General features: G+C 32.3%; 14 protein-coding genes and 3 pseudogenes. 3 read left to right on the top strand and 14 right to left on the bottom strand.

Features of this window, described 5'->3' with window-relative positions; translation table 11 throughout:
• Window positions 1-10 precede the first annotated feature (10 nt).
• The 6 genes and pseudogenes from AC0ONG_RS03220 to AC0ONG_RS03195 all read right to left on the bottom strand — a co-directional run bounded on the left by AC0ONG_RS03220 (window position 11) and on the right by AC0ONG_RS03195 (window position 4,749).
• Window positions 11-1,636 carry an AHH domain-containing protein gene (locus AC0ONG_RS03220; protein ID WP_000056147.1) on the bottom strand — a complete coding sequence of 542 codons (1,626 nt, stop codon included), beginning with the start codon at window positions 1,634-1,636 and terminating at the stop codon, window positions 11-13.
• The gene (locus AC0ONG_RS03215; protein ID WP_000076129.1) at window positions 1,633-1,995 is read right to left on the bottom strand and encodes a DUF3958 family protein; all 363 of its coding nucleotides are present in this window, start codon (window positions 1,993-1,995) and stop codon (window positions 1,633-1,635) included. The genes AC0ONG_RS03220 and AC0ONG_RS03215 overlap by 4 nt, the downstream gene beginning before the upstream one ends.
• Window positions 1,996-2,035: 40 nt before the next feature.
• Window positions 2,036-2,311: a TIGR04197 family type VII secretion effector gene (locus AC0ONG_RS03210; RefSeq protein WP_000529663.1), complete on the bottom strand. Its 276-nt coding sequence runs from the start codon at window positions 2,309-2,311 to the stop codon at window positions 2,036-2,038.
• A 162-nt stretch (window positions 2,312-2,473) separates the two neighbouring features.
• Window positions 2,474-2,770, bottom strand: a complete 297-nt coding sequence (locus AC0ONG_RS03205) for a WXG100 family type VII secretion target (RefSeq protein ID WP_000918588.1) — start codon at window positions 2,768-2,770, stop codon at window positions 2,474-2,476.
• 210 nt (window positions 2,771-2,980) lie between these two features.
• Window positions 2,981-4,342 (bottom strand): annotated as a pseudogene (locus AC0ONG_RS03200) (IS3 family transposase).
• Between the two features lie 77 nt (window positions 4,343-4,419).
• The gene (locus tag AC0ONG_RS03195) at window positions 4,420-4,749 is read right to left on the bottom strand and encodes a hypothetical protein (protein WP_000566275.1); all 330 of its coding nucleotides are present in this window, start codon (window positions 4,747-4,749) and stop codon (window positions 4,420-4,422) included.
• A gap of 139 nt (window positions 4,750-4,888) precedes the next feature.
• Between AC0ONG_RS03195 and AC0ONG_RS03190 the strand changes: the two are divergent.
• Window positions 4,889-5,005 (top strand): annotated as a pseudogene (locus AC0ONG_RS03190) (transposase); the annotation flags it as partial.
• A gap of 481 nt (window positions 5,006-5,486) precedes the next feature.
• Window positions 5,487-5,636, top strand: coding sequence for a hypothetical protein (locus AC0ONG_RS03185; protein ID WP_000473828.1), 150 nt, complete (start codon window positions 5,487-5,489; stop codon window positions 5,634-5,636).
• A 39-nt stretch (window positions 5,637-5,675) separates the two neighbouring features.
• Here AC0ONG_RS03185 and AC0ONG_RS03180 read toward each other — a convergent pair.
• The 6 genes and pseudogenes from AC0ONG_RS03180 to AC0ONG_RS03155 all read right to left on the bottom strand — a co-directional run.
• Window positions 5,676-6,009, bottom strand: a pseudogene (locus tag AC0ONG_RS03180) (DDE-type integrase/transposase/recombinase); the annotation flags it as partial.
• Window positions 6,010-6,090: 81 nt separating this feature from the next.
• Window positions 6,091-6,324 (bottom strand): hypothetical protein, encoded by a 234-nt coding sequence (locus AC0ONG_RS03175; protein WP_001005924.1) that lies wholly within the window; start codon window positions 6,322-6,324, stop codon window positions 6,091-6,093.
• A 280-nt stretch (window positions 6,325-6,604) separates the two neighbouring features.
• Window positions 6,605-7,084, bottom strand: coding sequence for a DinB family protein (locus tag AC0ONG_RS03170; RefSeq protein WP_001033113.1), 480 nt, complete (start codon window positions 7,082-7,084; stop codon window positions 6,605-6,607).
• Window positions 7,085-7,111: 27 nt separating this feature from the next.
• Window positions 7,112-8,344: an MFS transporter gene (locus AC0ONG_RS03165; RefSeq protein WP_000937089.1), complete on the bottom strand. Its 1,233-nt coding sequence runs from the start codon at window positions 8,342-8,344 to the stop codon at window positions 7,112-7,114.
• 11 nt (window positions 8,345-8,355) lie between these two features.
• Window positions 8,356-9,471 (bottom strand): HesA/MoeB/ThiF family protein, encoded by a 1,116-nt coding sequence (locus tag AC0ONG_RS03160; protein ID WP_000802789.1) that lies wholly within the window; start codon window positions 9,469-9,471, stop codon window positions 8,356-8,358.
• Window positions 9,472-9,763: 292 nt separating this feature from the next.
• On the bottom strand, window positions 9,764-10,573 hold the full coding sequence (locus AC0ONG_RS03155; RefSeq protein WP_223838112.1) for an isocitrate lyase/PEP mutase family protein: 810 nt from the start codon (window positions 10,571-10,573) through the stop codon (window positions 9,764-9,766).
• Between the two features lie 113 nt (window positions 10,574-10,686).
• Here AC0ONG_RS03155 and AC0ONG_RS03150 point away from each other — a divergent pair, with 113 nt between their 5' ends.
• Window positions 10,687-12,588, top strand: coding sequence for an FAD/NAD(P)-binding protein (locus AC0ONG_RS03150; protein ID WP_074791116.1), 1,902 nt, complete (start codon window positions 10,687-10,689; stop codon window positions 12,586-12,588).
• 35 nt (window positions 12,589-12,623) lie between these two features.
• Here the strand turns inward: AC0ONG_RS03150 and purB are convergent, their stop codons facing one another.
• Both purB and AC0ONG_RS03140 read right to left on the bottom strand, forming a co-directional pair.
• Window positions 12,624-13,979 (bottom strand): adenylosuccinate lyase, encoded by a 1,356-nt coding sequence (gene purB, locus AC0ONG_RS03145; RefSeq protein WP_016078039.1) that lies wholly within the window; start codon window positions 13,977-13,979, stop codon window positions 12,624-12,626.
• 844 nt (window positions 13,980-14,823) lie between these two features.
• Window positions 14,824-20,991, bottom strand: coding sequence for a non-ribosomal peptide synthetase (locus AC0ONG_RS03140; RefSeq protein ID WP_474203512.1), 6,168 nt, complete (start codon window positions 20,989-20,991; stop codon window positions 14,824-14,826).
• Window positions 20,992-21,530: the final 539 nt, after the last annotated feature.

Here is a 21,530-nt window from a genome sequence, read left to right as displayed (position 1 = left end):
TATTATAAGATTACTCTTTCTTCGGTTTATTTAATTTTAATTCACCATTCAATAAACGTTCTCTTATATCATGTAAGGCGTCAACAGCATCTTCTTGAGTACCGCCCCGTTTCTTAACAAGACTTAATACTCTCTCTACTTCAAGTATATACTCTGAACTATGCTTTCCTATGTGTAAGACTTCAGTAGTCACGTATTTATTAACTTTATAAGGTAAAAATACTCCATTAGCCGCCGAATCATGGTCTATCCCAAATTCCTTTAATAATTTTTGTGCCTTTTCTGCCCTACTATCATTCCAAGGTGTTAGATGATGTGCTGCATTAGAATATGGGGGTGGTTCAATCCCTGCATCCTTAAGTTCTTCACGTAATATTTTAGATGCTGTATACGAATCAGGATACTCATTTTTCACTTCAACTCTATCAAGAACTTTATCCGCATAATCTTTTATTACTTCTTGTACACCTTTAACTCTACTTCTTCCACCAGTTTCAGAAAACATAAATGTATCACGGGCTTCTTGTAAAACTTCAAATGTTTTTATCTGATTGCTACCAAAGCCACTAGTACCTGCGAATGCAAATCGTTCTTTCAATGGTAAATGATTCGAAACAGACGAAATACCTTCTGAGAATTTTGTTAGATTTGCAGTAGTTGCTACCTTCGATACTTTACTTAATCCTTTATCACCAATAAGTCCTAATCCAACTTGTGTTAAAGCATAACTTCCCCATTTAGCACGACTTTCAGCATCTCCATTTATTACATCATTAATAAATGAATCTGACAATGCATTATACATCGTACTAAGGGTATCAATAGGGTGCAAAGCAGCGTTCCCCATGTTTTCCCACGTTTCCCAATCTCCTAAAGCTTTTATTCCGTCTATTGTATCGCTAACTGCTTGTCCCGTACCATCTACAATACCGTCCCATATTTTTTCACCAGTAGATTTTTCTGGTAGCTTACCACACATTTCACCTTCTTCAATTGAATTGGCAGCTTGTCGTGCCCTCTCTTCTGTAATCGCTTGAATTGAAGTTGTCCATTCCATATTCAACCCTTGCATACTAAATGTACCACTTGCAGGACTAAACCCTTTCCCACTTTGAACTTCCGCAAGACCTGCAGCAATACTAGCTGCTAATTGAAGTGCTGTACTATAATTATTACTAGAGTTCTGATTGAATTGATACAAATGATCCAGCTTTTCTTGCAGTTTTTGCCTCATAACAATAAAAAGATTTACCATGGCATCCATACCCGGCATTGGCATAGCTTGATTGACAGCTTCCATACTTGTTTTCATTCGGTCAATTTCCCGAATTTGTTCTAATATCTCTTGTTCAATTACATCTGTGGAAGCGACTTGTGATTGAAATTGACTTGGAAAAGCATCATTTTGACGGATTAATTCTTCACACAAATAAATGATTCCTTGTGCCAAAGGTCGAAAGGTTTGTACAAAAAATGCTTTTGCACTACTATATGTTTGCCCTTGTAAAACAGTATCAACTGCAAAAGCGTCAATCGACTGAATGGCTTGTTCCATACCTTGAATAGTAGCGGTACATACAGCATTCATGCTTTGAGTTTGGCTTCGTACCTCTCCCAAATACATATTTAAACTCATGCATTGACCTCCCTTGTTAATTGTTGTTGTTGATAGGAAAGGGCGTTTTCTAAATCATTAAGGTCTCGTCTTTCTTTAAGCAACGTTTCTTTTTTGTTTTCCAATTCAAATGTGACTTTTCGTTCAATATGTTGTGCATCTTGATACGTATTCATAAAAAACTGGGACATTTCTCTATCACCATGCCAAGTTCCTAAAATTCGATCAAACAAACGACGATTTCGACTTCTACATTCATAAAAATCTGCTTCCACTTGTTCTTGAGCTTGAATCGCAGATTGATTTCGGTCTTGTTCTTCAAATACACTTCGTAACTTTTGATTTACTTGATTAATTTGTTTTTCAATATCTTGACTCATCTTTTTCCTCCTACTATTTTACTTTACGTAGGTTGTCACATTAGCGAAAAGTATTGTGAAGTTCGTTATCCATTCTCTCAAATTCATTAGATACCGAATGAATATTATCAACCGCTTGTTGAAAGGCAGCGGAAAATTGTTTCGTCAAGTCTAACATTTGTTGATTCGCTTCTTGTGCTTTGAAGTTAACAGATAATGTTGTACGCGTCGCCTTTGTTATAGAACGAGTTGTTGCACTTTGAATCCTATCAGGGGCTGATCCCATTTTCGTAGCAATTTGCGTTGCTGTTTGTAAATTACTTTGAAATTGTCCCATTCTTTCAAACCCTTTCTATAAGTTTTCCAAACGCATCAAAGAAATCTCATAAAATATATATCCCTATCAATATCACTCGCTCTAGGCATGCAATTAAATGAGCCATACAATATAAGCTGTATGGCTCATTTGAAATGCTTGTTATATAGAGTATGACAATTTTTATTTCAAACCGAAATTACGTGATAATTCTTCATCATGAGAAGCAACAGCTTCTGCAGTTTTATTCAGCTGCATATTAATTTCTTGTAATAGCTGTGCAAAGTTTTGTACTTTTGGCTTTAATTCATTGAACTGTTGATCAAAACCTTCGAAAGCACGACCCTCCCATTCTCCTCTTAATTCATTTTGCAAGTTTTGTAGTTGACTTAAAATGTCCTCAATTTGATTTGCACCTTGTCCATATCGAGCCGCTTTCGATTTAAGCTCCTCTGGTGACATACGAATTTGTCCAGCCATTTTCATTTCCCCTTTAATACATAATGAGCAAAATATATATTGGTTAATTTTACTAAATATATTACAATGTATTAATTTGAACTTTTAAACAATTTATCTTTCTATTGAATATTAGAATATTAATATTCTACTTTTTCTTGCTTTACAAGATTTTATGCAAAAAAGACCACCAAAATGAACTGACCCCATAAAGTTAGACAGGTCGTTTCATTAGGCAGCCTTTAGGGCATGAGTTGGATATTGTACCGGACTCATGCCTTTTAGTTTTTCCTTAATTCTTTTGTGATTATAATAATCGATATATTTTTCAAATTCTTGTTTAAAGTGTTCTATGCTTTCAAAATCTTTTAGATAAAGAAATTCAGATTTCATAATAACAAAGAAACTTTCAATAACCGCATTATCGTAACAGTTCCCTTTACGAGATATACTTTGCGTAATCTTGCGTTCCTTTAGGGCGTGACGATACTTCTTCATTTGATAATGCCAGCCTTGATCAGAGTGAATAAGGAGTTCGTCTTCTTCTGTCAATTGTTGAAAAGACTTCTCCAACATCTTCGATACAAGTGAATAGGTTGGTCTTGAATCAATTGTATAAGCGATTATCTCTCCATTAAATAGATCTAACATCGGTGATAAGTAGAGCTTCTCGCCACATAATTTAAATTCTGTTATGTCTGTAACCCATTTTTCGTTCGGCTTTTCAGCTTTAAAATTACGTTCTAAAATATTTGGCGCAATCTTACCTACTTGTCCTTTATACGAGCGATATTTTTTCATACGAACTAGACTCTTTAAACCTAACTCTTTCATAATTCGTTGAACTTTTTTATGGTTGATTTTGTGTCCTTCGTTCATTAACTCATCGCGAATACGGCGATATCCATAACGACCTTGGTGTTCATCGTAAATGTTTTGAATTAAGGATCTTTAGCTCTTTATCTTTATCTGGTCGATTAGAATTCTGTATCCAGTAATAATATGTACTTCGTGGGAGTTCTGCTAATTTTAAAAGTGCCTGCACCGGAAATGCTTTCCTTAGTTCATAGATTACTTGCGCCTTATCTTGTTTGGTGATTTTTCCTTGTTTTGAACTAAGGCATTCAACTTTTTTAAATAAGCATTCTCCATACGCAAACGCTCCAATTCAGCTTGTAATGTTTCTACTGACTCTTCTGTTTGTGTTTGTTTCTTAATTGATTTTTGATTGTCCTTAGTCATAGATTGACGCCCCTTTTTCTTCGATTTAAGGGCGTCTACTCCTTTTTGATGTAGCTGAATACGCCATTTTCTAATAAGTCCAGGTGAAGAAATATTAAAAATGACTGCCGTTTCGTTTGGAGACGTCCCATTTTCGAACATATAATTTAGTACGTCTAGTTTATACTGTGCAGAATACGTTGTATAGCCTTTTTCAAAGGCCCGGATTCCATGATATTCAAATTGTTTTATCCACATGCGAACCACTTCGTGATTCGCTCCCAATGATTTCGCAATATCTTTTATACTCTCACTTCCATCTTGATAATGTATTACTGCATTCATTTTGTCTTCTGAAGTAAATTTAGTCATAAAAAAACTACACCTCCAATTGTTAGACTGTGTCTAACAATTGGGGTGCAGTTTTTTTATTGTTTCTTGCAAGTGAATTATTTATATTCCTGTCTATATAATTTAAACGAATAAATAGCTCCAATAAAAAATACAAAAGCTTCAAATAATATAAAGATTTGACGGAAATTCTCAATATCTTTACCAACTAAAGAAATAAATATAGCATTCATTAGAATTTGAGTAGTAAACATACGAGAAGTAATTTTTAAATAAATAGCATTTGTGCTTTCATCTGGTTTACCAATTTTTTTGTAAATAATAATAAGTGCAATTACTGAACCCAAAAATAGAAGTGCTGTAATTCCTACAACGATATTGAAATTGCCTGTACTTTCTAACATCCATTTATTTAATAGATCAATCATTATTATCTTCCTTTCCTACATAAGAGAATATTTCGTCCTTCTTTTTCACTATAATAAAAAAAGAAAAAGGAAAACATCGAACTTTCTTACAAACATTCGTGTATTCTTACAGTTTTGTCATTTTGTAAATGTATTCATCGCCTTGCCTTTCACTATTTTCTTTGGAAAACATAGTGAATTACGAGAAAGAGCGCTACAAGATCAACTTCCAAGGAGTAGTGCACTAAAACTCTTAATTAATGCAATTAGTTTGTTTTAAAGTAGTAAGTGGACACAATACTTCTTAGTTGTAGAAAGTATCGAGATCCCTGTGCCAATTCCAGCGTTTGCTGCAGCTCTATTAATTGGTTTAGGAATAATCCCGCTTTGTTCTTAATTTAAGGAACTCCAAACAGCCCTACCTTTCAATTGATAAACCCTCAAGTGTATGAATGCTTGGAGGTTTCTTATAAAAAAAAGACGCCATAAGGCGCCCCCACAATTGGGTAGATAAGACTTTAGTTTTCCAATCTAAAGAAGTTTTGTATCAGCTCTTTGAGAGTATATCATAATATTCGGTTCATTTATTATGTATTTTTACATACCTATAAAAATCCCTCTATTTTCCACTTAATAAAATGAATTACCAATATTAATAAGATTCAAATAAACATTTCTACAAATTCAAAACATTTACAAAATAAGAAAAGTGATATATTTAAGGTGCAAGTTATAAAAAATATTAAGGGGGATTTATTATGTTCAAGAAATTAGTAGTTGGAGCATTAGCAACTGGTATTAGCTTAATTGTTAGTGCATTTGGAACACCGTTTAATAATAGGATGCAGGTGTTAGCCATGTTACATAGTAAATTCGTTGAAGATTCGGTTCTGGTGCAAAAATGTTAGTTGGAAACATAGAATAGCAATTTTCTCTTCATTTCTATCTTATGAAGCTAAGCCAAACCATTTAGGAATAAATTCTTTCTGATTTTGGACAGACTTGTCCGGTAAAACAAGTTGCCCGTTTTTTATCATATGCATAGATTCGACACCACTCAATATAGAGATTGCTGTTTTAAATGACTTGAATCTCTACAGGATAGGCAGGGTTCTTATCTACTGTTATCACACGAGGTTTAGAAACATGCGAAAAAGCCAAGGCTTTCTTGAAAAAGCGCTTGACTGCTGGTTTATCTCTTGATTTACTTAGATAAAAATCAATTGTATTACCCTCTGAATCAACTGCACAATATAACTATATCCATTGACCTTTTACTTTTCTTTCAACTTAGGTCTTATATCTTTCTGTAACGTTTGTGAGGGATTTAAGTGTCAATTCTTTGTACAATAAATTTCAATGTTAAAATCCGCTTTTTTCTTTTTTCTTTTCTTCAGACCCTCTTATTGATTCTTCTAAACACTTCAATAATACTTCTTCACTTTTGCATCGAATAGCTTCATAAATTTTAGGTCCAATGTTCTCAGGCAATTGCCTAACTGCAACATAGAATCCACTAAACAACATTTCTAATTCACTTGCTGTAAACTCATACTTCTTTAACTCGCCTTCCGATTTGCGTACAGATTCATTCACCAGAGCATTCTGTGTTATATCTAACAAACATATTAAATAATCGTATAAACTTGCATTTTCTTATATATATTCAATAACTTGCAAACGTTCATTAGGAAATCTTCTCAACGCTTCCATTTTTATCTGTCTATAACTCGGAGTGTGCTCATGAATATCTGTTAAAAACTCTTCAGTGCTCATAACTCTTCCCCCTACATACTCATGTTATATATTTTAACATGTATAACTCGTCAGAAATAGAAACATTTATTTAGAATGCTAACGGATAACCATTTTTAATTTAATCCCATAGATGAGGTCTTTTTAAACCTAAAGCCCTCATATCTCTTAATAATTGCCCTGTATGTACGGCTTCATGATACGCCATTCTCATTAACATATCTCCAAGGTTTCTAGTATATCCTACATCTGAGCGATCTATTTTTATATTTTCAAGATCTTCCTCATTTAATCCCATTATAAAATCTAAGAAATTTTTTCGATAAGGTTTTGCAAAATCAACCTCATCTTGAATGGTTGTAAAATCGCGTGTATTGAAAGGATTTGGTTCATCATCGCTATAGGGCAAACTTTTTCTAGTCTTTAAAATTTCAAGATATAAATATTCAGCTTCTAAAACATGCCGTACTTGTTCTAATATAGTCATTGAAGATGAATCAACCCTATGAAATAAAACCTCACTGGGAATAGAACTCCATAAATTTAAACTTCTCCGGCGTACTTCATTAGAATTCATAATTATTAGTTCAATTTTGTTCATAAAATAACTCCCTTTACACTTAACTAATTACAATGCTGTATCATTTTGAATCTTATCTAATCTTTTTCTATCAAATAAACCAAGACTTACACCTACGATTGATGATACTATCGCGAAAGCACCTGCAACTAAGAAGATTGACAAAACATTTATTGACTCAGCCAAAAAGCCAGCTATCATAGCACTAAAAGGTAAAGCTAAAAATGCTACCATTCTAGTAGAACTGATAACTCTTCCGAGCAACTTGCTAGGTACAGTCTCTTGTCGCAATGTAAACCAATTAATAGCTAATAAAGTAACTGATCCTTTAATAAAAATTTGACAGAATACTAAAATTACTAAGCTGAATTGAGAGAAGTACAGGAGCATCTGGGCAAGTCCTATAACAATCCCTGAATAAATAATAACATTTCCTCTTGGAATATGTTTAAATTTACTTGCAAAATAAACAGCCAAAATTGGTCCAATTGCCTGTAATGAAAAAATTAATCCAATATTTATAGGACTCAAGCCTAGATAATCTTTCAAGTAATACATAAAAAGAGATTCTACAGCTCCAAATCCTATATTAATACCAAAAATAACTAGAGAACCAACTAAGATAATTTTCGTTCCAAAGACATATCTTAGTCCTTCAACAATAGGTTTTACTAATTCAGGGCGTTTCTTCTCTTCTTCAGCAAAATCTCTAAATTTTAAAAATAAAAATATTGTTCCTGATAAAAAGAAGGCCACACTTGTTATTAATAAAACATTCGAATTCCCAAAAAGCGCTATTGCAATCCCCGCTACGGCAGGTCCCAAGAATGTGATAATCGTTTCGCTTAGTCTAAAGAATGAGTTACCTTGAATAAGATCCTCTTTAGATAAGATTTCAGGAACTGCAGATTCAAAACTAGGATGATGAAAAGCTGCTAAAGCAGATAAGGTAAAAGCGGCAATATATATAACTATTATGCTGTTATAACCACTTAAAAAAAGTATAGGAACTACGAGTACAAAAAGCGCTGAAGCATAGTCTCCTATTATCATTATCTTCTTTTTAGACATTTGGTCTGCTAATGCCCCACCTATTAAACTAAAAATAACTTGGGCTCCAAGCTCTAATGCTAGTACGAAGGCCATTTTACTTGGAGAATGGGTTAAATCATAAACAATTAATGGAATTGCTATAGTGAAGAACCACATTCCTAATTTACTTATTGTCATCCCAGAAAAAAGTATTACATAATTCTTATTTAAAAAAACTTTAGGTAGCATATCAAATCACTTCACTTCACTTTTAACTTCACTTCACTTTTAACTACTTGACCACAGAGAGGACAATCTAACATTTTTTCCCACGAAGAAACAGTATTAGTTTCTAGGGTTAAAAAGTCCACTTCCATAACTTTCCCTAAAGAAATAGGTTGTGCAATCTGCGTTAAAATTTTTAATGCTTCATTAACAATTGTTCCAGCTACAATAGCTACGTTTGGACTTATAGCAGCATTGTTTCTAGTAAACTCCATGTTATTCATAGCTTCTAATTGCTCGTCTTGTTTATCGTTTAATTGTCTTGCATAATTAATGTGACATTGTACACAACCTGTCTTAGAAGGAATCATAGAAAAGAATCTACCACGAGTATTTAATACTCCACCATAAACCATTGGCAGATTACATTTAACCACACCTTCGTTTACCCAGTTTGCAATATGTAATGTTGGCTTATCTGCAACACATATCACAAGCTCAGTTCCTTCAATATGTTCAATCACATCTTGAGGTGACTCTATTTTCTTATTTATAATTTGAAGATCCACATTAGGGTTGAATTGGGATATTCGCTTTTTAGCCATTTCAACCTTACTATTCCCTATATCTGATTCCGAATAAAGCAACTGTCTATTAAAATTACTTAATTCAATATTATCAAAGTCCAGAGCTTTTATATTATGAAATCCTAATGCTGCCAAATGATACAGTACTTGTGTTCCAAGTCCTCCTACACCAAGAAGTGCAATAGGCGTTTCTAAAATCTTTTCTTGAATTTTATATTTATCTTCTCCGAATTTCGTGAATAGTGAAAAATAATTTATATTCGCTTTATATCTTTCTAAGGTGTAATCATTGAGTTCTGGTACAATTGAATTATCTTCTAAATAACCTTCATTTCCTAAAACTTTTATAGCCTCAATAATTTCATTTGAACTAATATCAGGAAATTCTTTTTGTACTTCTTGAACGATGTTTGGAATGTTTCTCTGGCCATCTAATTTATTTATTAGAAATGAGATGCTACCAGTAGGGTCTGGAATTATACCTGCTAAACCTTCTTCTTCACCAATTTGAATTTCTTTATTTAGGAAAAAATAAGGGATAGTTTCTTTAAATTTTGGTTTCATTTTATAACATCTCCTTAATTAATTGATTAATTAAAAAATTAAGAAGAACCGGAAATCCGGTTCTTCTTAATGACTTAACCTGGTACATTAGTAAGTGCATTAGCAGCAACTACTTTTTTAGAAGCTTTTTTTACTTTAACGATCATATGTAATCACCTCCTACATTTGATAAATCTAGCATAACACACAAAAAAGAGAAATTACATAATAGTCTGATAGTTTCAGGTTGAGAAACTTTTTTTTGAAAATTATAGAAATAACTATTTTTAGTAGTTTATTCACCTGTAAAAAATCAATCCATAAGCAAGTTTAAGTCTTGATAGGTTAAGTTTCCATTTGAATGTAATAATTTTCCCTGTTTAAAGGTGCTGCTTATCTTATCAAGGTTTGTTAGAATATTCCTAAAAGCTGAAGATCCAAGACTCACTCTCTCAATTTTTAATGTCTTTATGTTTTGCATGGAATTTAAGTTTTCACTTTGAAGCAAATTTATAGGTAACTCTATATTTTCTCTAAGTACTTTTATTGTCTCAATATCCTTAACTCCAGGAATAAAAATACAATCTGCTCCGGATTTTTTATATTCTTCTGCACGAACGATTACATCCTTAATACGATCTTTTAAATCGCCAATATCTAGCCAAAAACTATCAATTCTTGCATTTATGAAAAGATGAGGCGAATAAGCTTTAATAAAGTCTAAAATGACCTTTTGCTCATTAATTTCTCTTAAATACGTACCTCTCCCATCCTCTATATTTATACCTACCACTTCAAATTTTTCTAACTCGTTTAATATTTTTCGTAAATCAAAAATATTAGCGGCATATCCTCCTTCAATATCAGCTGAAACAGGAAGTTTGGTATTTTTCGAGATATTACTAATGGAATTTAACATTAACTCTAAAGGAATCTTCTCGCCATCTGGATAACCTAAGGTTGCTGCGATACCAGCACTAGTAGTCCCAATCGCTTGAAAATCGTTTCTCTCAAAAATCTTAGCACTTGATGCATCCCATGCATTTGGAAGCATTAATGGATTGTTTTGATCATGTAACGTTCGAAATAACTTAATTTTCTCTTTAAATTCCAATTTAAACACCCTTTAGTAAATTATTTTTTTAGTTTTACACTTGACTTTTTTTGCACCTACTAGTTATGTTGTTTTACATAACGGATTAAATTAGATCTTGCAGAAAGGATAGGTGTGAGTATATGAAAATCGCGATAGTAGGTTTAGGACCAAGAGGTATATCAGTATTTGAAAGAATAGTCTCTAATATTTTATCTGAATTAAAATCAGAATCTTATGAATTTTTTTTGGTTGATCCACATCCTCCAGGAGGAGCTGTATGGAGAACAGACCAGTCACCTCAACTTTTAATGAATACAGTGGCTTCGCAAATAACTTTATTTACTGATGATAGCGTCCAGTGTCGGGGTCCTATCGTTAATGGGCCTAGTCTATTAGAATGGGCAAATGAATTAAGGGATAAAATTGACACTTTAGATATGCCCACCGTTATTACAGAAGAAATTTATTCCTTAGAACCTAACTCTTACCCTACAAGAGCTCTATACGGCTATTATCTTAAAGATTCATTTAATACTATTCTTGAAGAATTACCCTCAAATATTAAGATTAACTTAATTCAAGACACATTAATTAATCTCTATCCGAACAATGAAGATTATACTTTATTTCTTAATAAGTCTTTAACACCAATTAAAGCTGAAAAGGTTATCTTTACAACTGGGCACTCAGATCAGAAATTAACTTCAGCTGAAGAACATTTCTTTGAGTTTGCTAATAGTAACAACCTAAATTACTTCCCACCATCCAATCCAGCAGATGTTAATTTAGATTCAATAGAACCTAAAACTCCCGTAATAATAAGGGGATTAGGCCTTAATTTTTTTGATTACATGTCACTTTTAACAAGTGGGAGAGATGGAAAGTTTGAAGAAATTAATGACAAATTAAATTACATTCCCTCTGGTAAAGAACCTTTATTAATTGCAGGTTCTAGGCGAGGCTTACCTTATCACTCTAGGGGACAAAATCAAAAAGGTTCTTCAGAAAGACATATCCCACTATTTCTAAAAAATGAAGTTATCGAGCAGTTAAAACATAAAAATAACCTAAGCTTTAAAAAAGAGATATGGCCTTTCGTAAAATTGGAAGTTGAAAGTATCTATTATACAACTTTAATTCGCAATCTCTATGGAATAGAAAAATCTTGTCAGTTCCTTTACGAGTTTGTTAATTGTGCCATAGAATACCATAAGGATCTTTTAATCAACTTTGGAGTAAAATCAGAACTATTTTTTGATTGGCACAAAATTAGTTGTCCTTATGGTGATAAAAAATTTAATTCAATAACAGACTTTCATAATTGGTTAGATACTTACTTACATAATGATATTAACGAAGCAAACCTGGGTAATAAAAACAGTCCACTAAAAGCCGCATTAGATGTTTTAAGGGATATCCGAAACGAAATAAGAATACTTGTTGATCATGGAGGAATAAATGCTGAATCTTATAAAGAAGAGTTACGCAATTGGTATACACCTTTAAACGCATTTCTTTCAATTGGCCCTCCTGTTCAAAGAATCAAAGAATTGAGGGCATTAATAAGAGCCGGAATTTTAGTTTTAGTTGGACCTGAAGCAACTGTAGCTACTTCACCTATAAATAAAGATTTTAAAATTAGCTCTAACCGTGTTAAGGATTCGATATTTCATGCAAAGAACCTAATTGATGCTAGACTACCCTCAGTTAATATAAATCAAAGTAAAAATATTTTAATCTCAAATATGTTAAAAGCAGGTCTAGCCTCAGAATTTAAGATTGCAACGAACAATAATTATATTTTTGAAAGTGGAGGTTTAGCAGTGACTCCCCCCCCAAATAGATTAATAGATAAAAACGGTAAAGTTAATCCTAATTTATACTCCTTTGGAATTCCAACAGAAGGCGTTCATTGGGTAACTGCTGCGGGAGCGCGACCAGGGGTTAATTCTGTAACACTCCTTGAATCCGATTCAATTGCAAGAGATGTTCTAGGCTGCAATATTACAATTAATAATGTGTATAAGCAGACCATTAGCTGAGGAATTATTCCTCAGCTAATGGTCTTAAATTGGTTTTATGTATAACTCAACCACTTGTTATAAACATCATCAACAAACTTTTCACTCAACCCTGTGTATGATTCTGGATTAGTAAGGGAATTTATCTCTTCATCGCTAAAATACTTCTTAATTTCATTGTCTTCTAATAAAATATCTTTTAAATCTTTGTCTTCTTCAAAAGCTCTCATTGTTAATTCGTACAATAAATCATGGGCAGTAGTTCTACCAATTATCTTCCCCAATTCTAACATTACGTTCTCAGATACTATTAAACCTTTGGTAAGAAAAAGATTCTTTTTCATTTGTTCTTCATTTACTATTAAGTTTGTTAAGACATTTTTAAGTTGTTCTAATGCGCCGCTTAAAGTTATGCAAATTTCCGAAATATAAGACCATTCAGATTGCCAAAATGTAACATCTCTTTCGTGTTTCTGAATCATACTGTCAATAGCTAAAGTTGATTTTCTATTGACTATTTTAGTTAATCCCACAATATAAGAGCAAGTCATAGGATTTCTTTTATGCGGCATAGTGCTACTTCCTACTTTACCAGAATGGTACCCCTCTTCTACTTCTCTAATCTCTGTTCCTTGAAGGCTTATTATTTCTTCTGCAACTTTAGCTGTAGTTGCTCCAATCATATTTAAAATCATGCTAAATTCTGCAAATCGGTCTCTAGACGTGTGCCAAGATACTAAGGGTTCAATTAGGTTTAAATTTTTCACATACTCTTTTCTAACAGCTAACCCTTGCGCTCCTAATGAAGCTAAAGTACCAACTGCACCTCCCAGTTGCCCCACTAAATATCGGTCTGCACCTTGTTGTAACCTTTCTAAGTGACGACCAAGTTCATCTGACCATATAGATATCTTATATCCAAAAGTAATCGGTAAGGCATGCTGACCTAACGTTCTGCCTGGCATTACTGTTGACTTATATTGCTGGCTTAATCTCAAACATATCTTTAATATTTCTTGAGTTTGATTATAAATAAGTTCATGAGCACCTTTAATTTGCAGGGTAAGTCCCGTGTCAATTATATCTTGTGTTGTTGCTCCCCAATGAATGTACTTACGTGATTCTTCATCACATAAACTCTCGAACTCATGTAGGAATGCTACAAAGGGGTGTCCAGTTTTTTTCATTCCTTCTCTAATCTTATTAAAATCAAGTTTATTTTGGTCAGCTGCATTTGCAATATTAGTCGCTGCATTTTGAGGTATAATACCTAATTTAGCTTCAGCTTTTGCTAAGGAAACTTCTGAATTAAGCCACAATTGTATTAAATTCTCGTCTGAAAAATTTGTTCTCATTTGTTTTGTACCAAACTGGTCCTTAAAGATTTCAGAATCAATTGGTGTCGAATTCATTAGTATCACCTTTCTTTTTCATTAATTTAAGATAAAATATCTACTATTGATATTAGCATATTAATGTAAGTAATTTGTCTTAAAATTGATTTTATATATTTTTGAAACCTAAAATGAAAAGGAATACGGGAACAAAAGAACAAAAAAACACAACAGATAAAAGATTCTTTTCGTAACAAACGAAGGGATCTTTTATCTGTTGTAAGAACCATGGGTTCCCAAGAATCCTTCACCTATCATTTATTCATTTCCTGTTCCCAATTATCAACTTAAATATCCGCTACTCCCTGTTCCAATGCTACACATCTCCTTTTGTTACTGTAGCTTGTTCATATAACGTGTTTAACGATGTTATTCCCCATAAAGAAAAAGATAATCCACTTAAAATTGTAATCTCGATGACAGTTTTCCCCTTACCTTATATAACGTAGAAAGCTGAAAAAGTACTTGTTATATTGTTATTATTCCTTCATACTCGTCTCTACATAGTCTAAATTCAATTCATTAAATTCTTCTAATGTATCTAACGCTCTAACGTATTCTATGGGGGTATTTCTTTCTTTGTTGGATAATAGCTTGTTGTATTTTCCCATCTGTTTGCAATTTTTTGACAGCAATGTCTCATACGATATGAAAAACTCTACTAGGGTGTCTTTTACCCAATATTCAAAAGGTTACATGTGTTTGCTGACTAAAAATTATTTCCTTATAAAGGATAGAATCACAATAATTATGCATATAATTCCGCCTAAAAGCTTGTCCTATTTCAGTGATTTTGTCTAAAAAATTTTGCGTATTTTTTTAACTGTGTTCCTTTAAAATTTCTCATTTCTCATGAGTCTGTTCAGTTTTTTAAAGTGTAACTTTGTTTAAAAAGCTTTGCAACAGAATTACTACCAGTAACACTCGTCATATAATTAATAATTTGTTGTATATATTCAATATTAATAATAGGCCATTGAATACCTAATAATTTTAGTGTTTTTTGAGTTTCAGTCGAATCAAGATTTATTGGTTTATAACAATTATCTTTTGGTTCTTCAAATGTCATGAGGTTTTGAATATCTTCCTGTTTCTTTTTATCTTTAGAAAGTTCTAAAATAAATTGTTGATACTCTGTTTCAGAAATTACTTTAATTGGATATCCCATTGAATTTAGTAATTTTACAAGTACATTTAAATTTAACGTAAGATGATTGTATATATGATTTACGCAATTTTTGCTATTTTCATGTATTTCATTTGAAGTTACAAACCCTGTGATAATTTTGCTGCAATAATCTACAGGTGTAAACTCAACTTCACTTGATAATAATACATCTGTCACGATACCATATTGTAATATAAATTTTAATTTGCTCATAAATGCATTTTCGGTGAAGTTATATTGATGTTGTCCATCAATATATCTATTTGTAAGATTTCCTACTCTATAAATAGTAGCATCTGTTCCCGTTAATATTGCCTTGAATATTTCATATTCCGCCAAAAATTTACTTTTCACATACACATTATCTTTGTAATTTTGTTTTACATAAAAATCGCTTTCTTTAAATATTGTTTCCGTTTCATTTAATACAAATTGTCCGGCTACACCAGTTGTAGATATATGATGTAAATCCTTAGTATCACCAACAAATGCAAGAAGTTCTTTTACCGCCTGGACATTTGCTCTTTCAAATTCACTATACTCGCCAAAATGTTTTGTTAAAGCTGCAGCATGAATAACAGTTGATATTTGTTGATGAAGCTCCTTATATAATTCGTTTTCTAATCCCATATTTTGTTTAGCTAAATCACCTTGTACAATAAAGATACGTTGATTTACTAAAGATTGATAGCTTAAAAATTTATTTTTAAAATAAAATTTTAACATGTGTAATAAACGATTATTTGCCTCTTGTTTATTTTCCCCACGAACTAAACAATATATCTTACATTCTGTAGTATCCAATAGTTGTTCTAGTAGGTGAATACCTAAGAATCCTGTAGCACCTGTTAAAAGTATTTTGCTATTATTACTAAATTCGTGTCTTTTTGTTTTCTTTAGCTTCTTTGGAGGAGTTGTCAATTTAATATCTAATGTATCTGAATGTGAATTTACTTTATATCCATATTGAATTTTTTTAGCTATATTATTAATTGTTTTTAATTCAAAGTAATCTTTAATAGTTACATTCCAACCTTCAGAAAATGTTTTTACTAAAGTACTCATAATTTTTAAAGAGTGCCCACCTAGATCAAAAAAATTATCATTTATCCCAATGACAGAGGAGTCAATCCCTAATACCTCTGACCAAATTTCTACCATTTTTTGCTCTACTCTATTCCGAGGTGCTATATATCCCTCGTTCGTTTGTATAATAGAGGCCCATGCAGGTAAAGCATCTTTATCTACCTTCCCATTAACAGTTAATGGCAATGATTCTATCTTGATAAAATGAGCCGGGACCATATAATTTGGAAGATGTACCCCTACATGTTTTCTCCACTCTTGTGTATCTCCTTCGCCCACAATATAGGCTACTAAGATGTTATCTCCAAATGAATCTTCTTGCGCTACCACAGTAACTTCTTTAATGTCTGGATGATTTCCTAATATTGTTTCAATTTCACCTAACTCAATTCGAAATCCTCTAATCTTAACTTGTTTATCAGCTCTTCCTATATATTCTATATTTCCATCAGGTAAATATTTAACTAAATCACCAGTCCGATATAATCTATCATTAGAGCTATTCTTGAATGGGTGTGGGATAAATGAGGCCTTTGTTAATTCAGGTTGATTCAAATATCCTCGTGCTAATGCGATACCTCCTATATAAAGTTCACCTACTGTCCCAATAGGGACAAGTTTTTTAGCTTCATTTAATACATATACCTCTACATTGGGAATGGACCGACCAATAGGAGGTGCTCCATCTCCTTTGTATATTCCCGCAACGGTATAAACTGTAGTTTCTGTTGGACCATACGCATTAATAAAAAGGTGATTTTGCATCCATCGTTTTGCCACTTGTTCACTACAGGCTGATCCCGCAGAAATAACAACCTGTAAATCTTTAAATACAGATTCATCTAACAAATTAAGTACCGTAGGGGGTAAAAGTGCATGTGTAATTTTATTTTTTTGCAAGAACTGAGTAAGTGGTTCAACTGGCATAATATCGTGTTGACTACATACATATAAAGTTCCACCTGAAACTAGGCTAGTAAATATCTCAAATACTGAAGCATCAAATGATAATGAGGCAAATTGAATATTTCTACTGTCTGAATTCATTTTTGTTAAATTAATACTAGAAATAATAAAGTTACATAAGCTTTTTTGTTCAATTAATACCCCTTTGGGTTTTCCTGTAGATCCAGATGTATAGATTACATATGCCAAATTATCTGGTTTAACTTCAATTGTAGGATTTATATTTTTTTCTCTCGAAATATTCATTTCATGTTCTTTTATATTAATACAGTCTATTTCTTTAGGTATCCACTGTGTTGGATGGTTTTGGGTTAGCAATACTTGTATGTTGGCATCTTTCAAGATATATTCAAGCCTCTTTGTTGGATATGCGGGATCTAGTGGGACATATGCGCCACCAGCTTTTATTATTCCTAATATACTTACAATCATCTCTAAAGAACGTTCTATATAAACCCCTACCATACTTTCAGGGCCTATGTTTCGTTTTTGTAGATAAAAAGCTAACTGATTTACTTTTTCATTTAATTCCTTATAAGTTAACTGTTGATCTTTATATACCAACGCAACAGAATCTGGATTCTGAATTACTTGCTGTTCAAATAACTCTTGAATCACCACATCTTTTTGATAATTGCCCTCTATGTTAGTCCATTCATGTAATAATTGCTTTTCTTCGTTCTTAGTGAGTATTCTTAGATTCTCAATAGGTTCCTCCGGAAATTGTAAAATTTCATCTAGCCAAATTTCAAAAGATTGAGCCATTCTTTTTATTGTAGAAACCTTAAATAAGTCTGTATTATATTCAAAATCCACTTGTAATCCTGTTGGTATCTCTTCCATTGCTATAGTTATATCAAACTTTGCACCATTCATATGTCTAGGGATTTTTTCTACGCTATGATCTAATAATTTTGGTAACTCTTTTAATTGATTGTGAAAAACAAACATTGTCTGAAATAATGGAGAATAACTCATATCACGTTCTGGTTGTATAGCTTCTATAACTTTTTCAAAAGGAACGTCCTGGTTTTCTTGTGCATCTAACATTTTTTTCTTTATTTGTTGGACCAATTCTTTAAATGTTATATTATTTGAGCAATCTGCACGATAGACTACAGTATTTGCAAAGAATCCAATAAGATCTTCAACTCCTGGATAATTCCTATTTGCAATCGGGCTGCCTACTAAAATATCTTTTTGATTGGTATAACGAGAAAGAAACCCTTGATAACTTGCTAATAATGTGGCGAATAATGTAACGCCTTCCTTAGAATTGAATACTTTTATTTTTTCTAACAATTTATTGGGTATGACAATTTGATACGTATCTCCATTATAGCTTTGTATTATTGGACGAGGATAATCCAATGGGAGTTCCAATATAGGAAGTAAACCGCGTAATTCTTTCCCCCAATATGCTATTTGTTTTTGTATAATGTCTTCTGTTAACCAACTTTTTTGCCATTTTGTAAAATCAATATACTGAACAGGTAAAGGGGGAAGCTTTTCAGTTTCGTTTTCTAAAAATGCCTGATAAAAACTCATCCATTCATTGATAAAGGTATCTAATGACCAGCGATCAAAAATAATATGATGGATGGTACAAAGAAGTACTAACTCTTTATTGTCCATTATTATTAAATGAGTACGTAATAAAGGTCCTTGGCTTAAATCAAATGGCTTTTTAGCTTCTATTTTTGATATATTTTCTATTTTAGATGTTTTATCTTCAGGAGAAAGATAACGCAAATCAATTACTGATAAGGGAACTGTTATATCTTGTTGAACAATTTGCACTGGTTTTCCGTCAACTTCATGAAATACTGTCCGTAAAATTTCATGGCGATGTATTATTGCATTATATCCTTTTTTTAACATCTCAATGTTCCATTTTCCTTTTAAACGCCATGCAATTGGGACATTGTAAAGCGCACTATTTGTTACAATTTTATCCATTATCCATAAACGCTGTTGAGCGAAAGATAATGGTTCGTATTGTTCACGTTTAACTGATTGTAATGGTGTAAAAGCATCGATCTCCCCCGTTTTTCCCAATAAAAATGTTAAACGTTTTGAGAAATGTTTAATGGTAGGGTATTCAAATATATCACGTATTTGTACTAGAATTGAAAAATCAACACCTAAACGTGAAGTTATTTTAGTTGCTAGGAGAGAGTGTCCACCTAACTCAAAAAAATTATCGTTTATTCCAATGGCAGAGGAGTCAATCCCTAATACCTCTGACCAAATTTCTACCATTTTTTGCTCTACTCTATTCCGAGGTGCTATATATCCCTCGTTCGTTTGTATAATAGAGGCCCATGCAGGTAAAGCATCTTTATCTACCTTCCCATTAACAGTTAATGGCAATGATTCTATCTTGATAAAATGAGCCGGGACCATATAATTTGGAAGATGTACCCCTACATGTTTTCTCCACTCTTGTGTATCTCCTTCGCCCACAATATAGGCTACTAAGATGTTATCTCCAAATGAATCTTCTTGCGCTACCACAGTAACTTCTTTAATGTCTGGATGATTTCCTAATATTGTTTCAATTTCACCTAACTCAATTCGAAATCCTCTAATCTTAACTTGTTTATCAGCTCTTCCTATATATTCTATATTTCCATCAGGTAAATATTTAACTAAATCACCAGTCCGATATAATCTATCATTAGAGCTATTCTTGAATGGGTGTGGGATAAATGAGGCCTTTGTTAATTCAGGTTGATTCAAATATCCTCGTGCTAATGCGATACCTCCTATATAAAGTTCACCTACTGTCCCAATAGGGACAAGTTTTTTAGCTTCATTTAATACATATACCTCTACATTGGGAATGGACCGACCAATAGGAGGTGCTCCATCTCCTTTGTATATTCCCGCAACGGTATAAACTGTAGTTTCTGTTGGACCATACGCATTAATAAAAAGGTGATTTTGCATCCATCGTTTTGCCACTTGTTCACTACAGGCTGATCCCGCAGAAATAACAACCTGTAAATCTTTAAATACAGATTCATCTAACAAATTAAGTACCGTAGGGGGTAAAAGTGCATGTGTAATTTTATTTTTTTGCAAGAACTGAGTAAGTGGTTCAACTGGCATAATATCGTGTTGACTACATACATATAAAGTTCCACCTGAAACTAGGCTAGTAAATATCTCAAATACTGAAGCATCAAATGATAATGAGGCAAATTGAATATTTCTACTGTCTGAATTCATTTTTGTTAAATTAATACTAGAAATAATAAAGTTACATAAGCTTTTTTGTTCAATTAATACCCCTTTGGGTTTTCCTGTAGATCCAGATGTATAGATTACATATGCCAAATTATCTGGTTTAACTTCAATTGTAGGATTTATATTTTTTTCTCTCGAAATATTCATTTCATGTTCTTTTATATTAATACAGTCTATTTCTTTAGGTATCCACTGTGTTGGATGGTTTTGGGTTAGCAATACTTGTATGTTGGCATCTTTCAAGATATATTCAAGCCTCTTTGTTGGATATGCGGGATCTAGTGGGACATATGCGCCACCAGCTTTTATTATTCCTAATATACTTACAATCATCTCTAAAGAACGTTCTATATAAACCCCTACCATACTTTCAGGGCCTATGTTTCGTTTTTGTAGATAAAAAGCTAACTGATTTACTTTTTCATTTAATTCCTTATAAGTTAACTGTTGATCTTTATATACCAACGCAACAGAATCTGGATTCTGAATTACTTGCTGTTCAAATAATTTTTGAACAGTGTGTTCTGGTCTGTTTGATAATTTAAGATTAGTATTCATTATATCACTCCTTGAATATTATATTTAACAGTACTCATAGCGGTCCCAACAACAAAGCGCGAATTTCATACGCTCAGGAATTATAAAGATTATAGCCTTAGCGTACAGAATCTATGAAATGTTGGTGCTACCCCATAAGGAAAACGTAAACAATCTCATTAGGCATATTAACTTTTAGGGGCAATGCCTTAATAAGTCAATTATATAACAAGTATTAACATTTGAAGATTTAAATTTTAAAAATTTAGTCAATTAAGAAAACAGAATGATTCATTGTATTTGCATCCCTAAAAAAATCCCATCTGTTCATTTTGTACAAAAAACTTTAAATCAACATTGATATTATAATGAATTAGTTAAATTATAAATATAAGTAAATAGAGAAGAATATTGCATTCTTACTGAAAGATATATATATTTATCTAAAAATAATATATGCATTAAATATATACATATAGTTATACGCATCTATTAATAAATCCATCATCATCTTTTCTTTTTAAAGTGTTCCAAATATAAATTAATGTATAATTTATATA

Source organism: Bacillus sp. TCT6 (assembly GCF_056033845.1).
Note: the sequence above shows the minus strand (reverse complement) of the source record. Positions and strands in the feature narration are given on the sequence as shown.